The organism is Emticicia sp., from assembly GCF_049241225.1.
Taxonomy (GTDB): domain Bacteria; phylum Bacteroidota; class Bacteroidia; order Cytophagales; family Spirosomataceae; genus Emticicia.
In genome coordinates this window covers 1398-2751 of record NZ_JBMLRC010000388.1, presented here as the reverse complement: position 1 = coordinate 2751, position 1354 = coordinate 1398, and the positions used below count along the sequence as shown (strand labels likewise).

Annotated in this window: 1 pseudogene; it reads right to left on the bottom strand. The window is 40.4% G+C overall.

Annotation, left to right across the window (positions count from 1 at the left end):
• Positions 1-1346: pseudogene (locus ACOVO2_RS20250) on the bottom strand (hypothetical protein); the annotation flags it as partial.
• Positions 1347-1354 lie beyond the last annotated feature (8 nt).

Below are 1354 nucleotides of genomic sequence, written 5' to 3'. Positions count from 1 at the left end.
TAAAATAGCCATTGACGCTCAAATGCGTATTTCCAATCAACTTTGATATCAGATTTTGTAAAATAATCTTTGGCAGGAATGTAAGTTTCAGACCCAATGGTATAGCCGCCCACATATTCTTGGCTGTTTTCTTTGATATGACTACGAATAAAATCCGGCACACCCCAACGTAGGCAGAAAAAATCTTCGTTTCGAGCCGTCCAAGTAACTTTATAGGTCTGTGGTTTAGGTACGAAGTAGGTATCAAAAAGCTTTCCACCGTGCACTTTTACGAGCGTTGGCGTAGAGTGGGCGTGCGACCAGTTGTATTTAAAATCTGCCCAAATGGGTTTTTCAATAAAATCCATTGTACCTTCTTCGTCGATGGCTCTTCGTGTCAATCGCTCGGTTTCGATGCTCGTGGGACCAAGCGAGCCTACATTACTCGAAAATGGTATGCGGTGAATCAATTTGCACTTTCTGCCCGATAGTCTCATACCCTCAATGATGGTTTCTTTCATCCAGTCTTCACGTTGCTGTGGCGTCATGCCGCCCATACCTTCGCCCAAAGTAAGACCAAAGCCTGTAAGTTCGGGGTATTCTTGCAACACTTGGGTTACACTTTCACGAGTGTAGCGTTTAATGATGCTCGAAGTATCGCCTTTTACAAAGTGCTGATGCTCCAAATTATCCATCGCCACATTGTGGGCTTTAGAAAATTCGGGACTTACGAAAATATTAAAAGGCACTAAATAAGTTTCTATTTCACGCTCCTTAGCCATTCGTAAAATTCCATGAAAAAGCGTTTGCCACTCCTTCATTTCTGCATCTGAAAAAGGCGATGCTTCGGGGAAGTTTTTTGCACGAATCATATACACGTATGGGTGTAAATTCCATAAACTCAAGATGTTGAATCTATTTTCAGCCATCATATCCAAAAATGCCTCCCAATATTTGATGTCTTTGCAGGTTTCTTGGTGTAAATCTAAAGCATAACTATGGCGATAGGTATCGTAGGGCAAATCAAACTTTATAGAACGATAAGGATATCTTGGTTTTTCTTCAAAAGCCTTGATTTTATCTAAACCAACACCATTTTTGATGTTTTCTGCTACTGCCAATGCCCCGTAAATTAATCCACGGGCATCGCCACCAACGATGTCGATGGCATTTTTATCCTTTAAAACACCATACGATTCGGGTGCAAACTTACTGGCATTTATCTTAAAATTAATCGTAAATTGTGTAGCAGTGTTTTTCACTACATATCCTTTCTTATTCAGCGTTTTTTCAAGCATTCGCTGGGCGTAGGCAATTTTTGAATTGTCTAATGAAGAACTAAACCTGACTGTTTGGGAAAAACCAATACCATGAA